The organism is Geobacter sp. AOG1, from assembly GCF_019972315.1.
Taxonomy (GTDB): domain Bacteria; phylum Desulfobacterota; class Desulfuromonadia; order Geobacterales; family Geobacteraceae; genus Geomobilimonas.
The window spans coordinates 689378-694504 of sequence record NZ_BLIZ01000001.1; the positions used below are offsets into that span (position 1 = coordinate 689378).

4 protein-coding genes and 1 pseudogene are annotated in these 5127 nt (G+C 56.0%); all 5 read right to left on the reverse strand.

The window, feature by feature from the left end:
• Positions 1-643, reverse strand: a 643-nt coding sequence (locus LDN04_RS03045) for a hypothetical protein (protein WP_223906209.1), incomplete at its 3' end; no start/stop codon positions are given.
• Between the two features lie 271 nt (positions 644-914).
• Positions 915-1043 (reverse strand): annotated as a pseudogene (locus LDN04_RS16935) (RHS repeat-associated core domain-containing protein); the annotation flags it as partial.
• A 20-nt stretch (positions 1044-1063) separates the two neighbouring features.
• The gene (locus LDN04_RS03055) at positions 1064-1285 is read right to left on the reverse strand and encodes a hypothetical protein (protein WP_223906211.1); all 222 of its coding nucleotides are present in this window, start codon (positions 1283-1285) and stop codon (positions 1064-1066) included.
• 10 nt (positions 1286-1295) lie between these two features.
• Positions 1296-4724, reverse strand: coding sequence for an RHS repeat-associated core domain-containing protein (locus LDN04_RS03060; protein WP_223906213.1), 3429 nt, complete (start codon positions 4722-4724; stop codon positions 1296-1298).
• A gap of 61 nt (positions 4725-4785) precedes the next feature.
• Positions 4786-5127: hypothetical protein (locus LDN04_RS03065; RefSeq protein WP_223906207.1), on the reverse strand; the 342-nt coding region annotated here is incomplete at its 5' end.

A 5127-nucleotide genomic window follows, 5' to 3' on the forward strand; every position in this document is an offset into this window, starting at 1 on the left:
TGGTCCATGTCACCGGGTTGTTGTAGGTCTCGGTAAAGGCCATGGAAAAGTTCAAGGTCTGGCCGGCTCCGGGGTTGAATGAGGTCTTGTCGCCGGTAAAACTGTTGACGGTGAGGTTGCACTGGCAACGGTATTCATAGGTGGTATTTGACGCAGCTATCAGGAATTTACCGTAATCAGGATAGGGTGTATAACCTTCAGGGCATGAACACTCTGACGCTATTTGGCCCGGAGCGTTTCTGTGGTCGTGGTATGCGCCAAAGTACGTCCCGGCAACCACGGTATATCCATACGTAGTGATAATTTTTGTCGAGCCATTTATGCTTTCGCACGTTAAATAGATTCCGTCGCTAACGCCGGTGCAAGCATAATATACTTTATCCGCCGTATCGTAAGCCCAATGGCCCGCGCATCCCTGGTTGTTGTCACAATTTGCATACGTGGTACCGCTGTAATACCACGACCCGTTGCCTGTCGATGGGTCGCACACGGACTGTCCCGAACTTCCCAATGCCACTTTGCTTCCGAGCATGAATGCCAGCGTCAAGAGCGTGCAGAGGGCGAGAAAAACCGATTTTTTTACACAAGGTCCTGGCATTTTTATCTTCACCAAAATTCTCCTTCTGATGGGCAATATCTGCATGTCCTCTCCTGCCTAGTGTCCTATATTGCGTGTTGATAGGGCACTGGCCGGATTCAATCACATCGACGCTGAAATTCCTGCTTACCGAACACCCTCCATTGACGGATGCGGTAAGGGTGGCGGGATAGGCCCCGGGCGCGACTAACCTGCCGTATGCAGTGCAACGAGAGTGTTCTTGGTGGTATAGGCGCTGTTTATATGCTGCATAATCTGCGACAGATTTCCTGCCGGTGTCTCCAGCATCAGATGGTAATGATGCCACAAATCCAGATGGGTCTTTGGAAATGAACCGACCTTCCAGAGGATCGTAATATCTGTCTCCGTTATGGTACAGACCAGCCTCCCTATCCCACTCTCTGCCGGTATAGGTGTATCTGTTCCGGAAGCTGATGCTCGATATGGGTAAATAACGGCTCTATCTTAATTTTTTTCAAGCAAAGCAATTGTACCTTTCATCGAATTCTCTGTAAGTAATTCGTAATCTTCAAGGTGAATGTGCCCTTTTCGCGGATTGGATATCAATTCATTGCAAAAGCTTGCCAACTTTTCCAATCCTGCAGAAGTTGCATAGATGCAGACTTCATCGTTCTCAACTCGTAATTCAATCTCGCCTTTTGCAAAATTTGGCTTGATAAATTTCATCGCAGCCTCCTTACCACTTCCAGAAATGAAAATGCCCCCATCCTTTTCCGTGATGAGCCGGGTCCATTCTTGAACCAATTTTTAAACGTTTACTTATTATCTTACACACATTTCCTTTCGATAACACATTTACTTCTATTTCTAACGCGCTTCCGGAAAGTAATGCTGCTTCCAATGCCACTGCTTCGTACTTCATAACAACATCAACTCTGGAATTAGGCATGTCATTGTTTATAAATCTGTATAAATCAGTGTAGAAATAATCCAAGATTCTTTTGAAACTGCCTGGTGGCTTAGTTATGGATGGCGCTCCTCTTTCCAACCCATCGGGGTCAATCCAGTTAATAGGATTGTTATCGGTATAGGCGTAGACATTTATGCCTCCATCAAAGCCGCTTGGATCTTTAGAAACAAATCTCCCCTCCATCGGGTCATAGTAACGTGCGCGATAGTAATGGAGTCCCGTCTCCTTATCCCACTCCCTGCCGGTATAGGTATAACTGTTCCTGAAAGCAGTTGATGGCTTCACCATCCCGAAGGAGTCGTATGCATAGCTCTGTACGACGTTGTGGTTGGCGTCTGTGATGGTAGTGACACTCCCCAACCCGTCAGCGTGATAGTAGTAGAACTGGCCATTCCGCTCCAGCGCAAGGTGCTCATCCACGTTTGCACCATGGGTGTAGAAGGTCTTCTCGACCGCGCCGCTCGGGTCGGTGTAGATTTCGAGCAGGATGTTGTCGTTGTCGTAGACGTACCGCCAGCTGCTGGTCGCGGCAATGCCATCGACGGTGGTGGTGAGCTGCTTCCAGATGCGCCGCCCCTGCGGGTCGTAGAGGAAGGTGACGATCCGCGTCTCCGCACCCTTGGACATGGTCACGGTGGCAAGCCTATTCTCGTAGTCCCAGCTCTGGGTCCAGCTCCGGTCGGTCGCACCGGCGACGGTCCGGGTGGTCTGGTTCCCCGCGTTGTCGTAGCCATAGGCGAGCCGCCGCCCCTGGGTCATCTGGTTGCCGGCATTGTAGAGATAGCCGGTATCCTTGGCGCCGGGGCCGGTCTGGCGGTTGCCGACGGCATCGAAGGTGAAGGCTTCCGGCTTCGACGAGGTGACGGTAAGGAGCCGGTAGACGAGGTCGTAGGCGTAGGTTTCCAACTCCGCCGCCGCCTTGCTCGTCCGGTTCCCCACCTTGTCGAGGGTGTAGGTGAAGGAGGCAATGGTGTTGCCGCCGGCGGCATGGGTGAGGCTGGTGAGCCGGCCGCCGTCGTCGTAACCATAGCTGGCGGTGACCTGGTTCGGGTAGGCGAGCGACGTCCTCCGGCCGAGGGTGTCGTAGCCGTAGGTGAAGGTCCCCGCCGGGGAGGTGATGCCGGTCAGGCGGCCGGCGTCGTCATAGGCGTAGGTGGTTACCCGCTGGTCGGCGGTCCCCGGCTGGAAGGTCATCTTGGTCCGGTTCCCCACCTGGTCGTATTCATAGGTGGTGGTATAGCCACGGGAATCAATGACGCTCGTGGTCCGGCCAGCGGCATCATAGGCGTAGGTATAGGAGACGTTGCCGTTGGCGGCGGTCTGGACACGTCCGGCGGCATCGTAGGTGTAGCTCAGACTGCTTCCGTCGGGGTAGCTCTTGCCGGTGAGCCTTTTCAGCGGGTCGTAGCCGTAGGAGATGGCGACGCCATTGGCATCGGTCCTGAGGATCAAGTTCCCCGCCGGGTCGTACTGGTAGGCGGTGTTTTTCTGCAGGGGGTCGGTCTCCCGGGTGAGTCGGCCGAGGAGGTCGTACTGCCAGCTGGTGGTCTGCCCCTTGGCGTCGGTGAGTGCCGTCAGTTTGTCCACCCCGCCGCCGCAGCTCGTGCAGCCGGTAGTGCCGTAAGTGTAGGTGGTGACCTTCCCGAGGGCGTCGGTGCTCGTGAGTACCTGCCCCTCGTCGTTGTAGGTGTAGGTGGTGGTGGTGCCGTTGGCGTCGGTGACGATGGTCCGGTTCCCCCGCTTGTCGTAGCCGTAGGTGGTGACGTTGTTAAGGGGGTCGGTGACCCTGGTGAGACGGTCCATGCCATCGTACTCGAAGGTGGTCACCTTGCCAGCCGGGTCGGTCTGGGTCGCAAGGTTGCCATTGGCGTCGTAGGTGCTGGTGGTGACGGCGCCGGTCGGGTCGGTGGTGGAGGCGAGGAGCCCGGCGCTGTCGTAGGTCATGGTGGTCACCTGCCCCTTGGCGGTGGTGATCTTGGTCATGTTCCCTTTGGCGTCGTATTCGTAGGTGGTGGTCGCCCCGGCCGTATCCGTGGCGGTAAGGAGGTTGCCGTTACCGTCGTAGGTGTTGGTGGTGGTCCCCTGGGGGCCGGTAGTGGTCAGCACCTGGCCGAGGCTGTTGTAGGTGTAGGTGGTGGTCTGGTTGAGGGGGTTCTTCTCCGACGTCATGTTGCCATTGGCGTCGTAGGTGTAGGTGGTGATACCGACCACCGGCTCGGTCTTGGTCAGCATGTGCCGGTTGGCGTCGTAGGTGTAGCTCGTGGTGTTGCCGTAGGGGTCGGTCTTGCTGGTAAGGGTCCCCTTCGGTCTGTCGTTGTTGTAGGTCCAGATGCCGCCATCGGCCTCGGTGAAGGTGGTGATGGCGCTGGCGCTTGCCGACAAGGCGGGATAGACGACGCTTCTCGCTATTCCTGCCGGATCAGTGCCCGAGATCACCTTGTGGTTGGCGTCGTAGGTGTAGGTCGTGGCCCGGCCGGCGGGGTCGGTCTTAGTGAGGATGAAGCCGCCGACGTCATAGGTATAGCTCCACTGCCCCCCATCGGGATTGGTAACGGAGGAGAGCAGACCAGTCGTGTACGCGAAGGAATAGACATTCCCCTTGGGATCGGTGATGGAGGTGAGAACGTTGTTGGCATCGTAGGCGAGAGTGGTGGTTCTCCCGGCGCCGTCGGTTATGCCGGTCAGGTTCCCCCCCGTGTAGGCAAAGGTCATGGTGTTGCCGTTCTTGTCGGTACGTGAAACGATTTTCCCAGCCGGATCGAACCGGTGGGTGAGGCCGCTCTGTTCCGTAATGACGCAGGTCCCGTCGGCGTTTTTCACCAGGGTGGAGTAATCGCCGGATTGGGACAGGTAGATTGAGCCGGAGGGCTTATACAGCCGGGATGTGGGCCCTTCCGCGAAAACCAGCCAGCCGCTGCTGCCAGACGTCAGACCGATATCATAGCTGTGGGTCCATCCTTGCCCCATCACGCCGGTTTTGGAACGAAGGCTCTTGTAGTAGAGGGTGATGGTTGTCGACATGGCCGTGCCCCTGAGGGACAGGAGTCCCTGGTCATGGGACAACTCACCATTTGCCAGGTTTGCCGAGCTTCCCCATGCCGCACTGGAACTGAGCATGAACGACAGCGCCATGAGCGTGCAGAGGACGAGAGAAACCGATTTTTTTACACAAGGTTCTGAATTCCCTATGTTCAAGTGCTTCTCCTTCAGTTGGGAAAAATCATGTCTTCACTATTATCTTTACGTCGAATTATGGCTATGGCCCTATTTTGCCGGTGATCGGGCATTGGCCAGATCCAGATTCAATGACATCAACGTTGATATTCATGGTCTGCGAACACCCCCCATTGACGGAAGCGGTAAGGGTGGCGGGGTAGGTCCCGGGCTGGACGACCCTGCCATCCGCTCCCGTGCCGTCCCAAACAGGAGGCGACGGGTCGGAGTTACTGAAAGACTTGCCTCCAACCGTAATGGTCCATGTCACCGGGTTGTTGTAGGTCTCGGTAAAGGCCATGGAAAAGTTCAAGGTCTGGCCGGCTCCGGGGTTGAATGAGGTCTTGTCGCCGGTAAAACTGTTGACGGTGAGGTTGCACTGGCA

Bases quoted from the DNA above. Each gene is read 5' to 3' on its own strand.
- LDN04_RS03055 (WP_223906211.1), bottom strand. From the start codon at position 1,285: ATGAAATTTATCAAGCCAAATTTTGCAAAAGGCGAGATTGAATTACGA.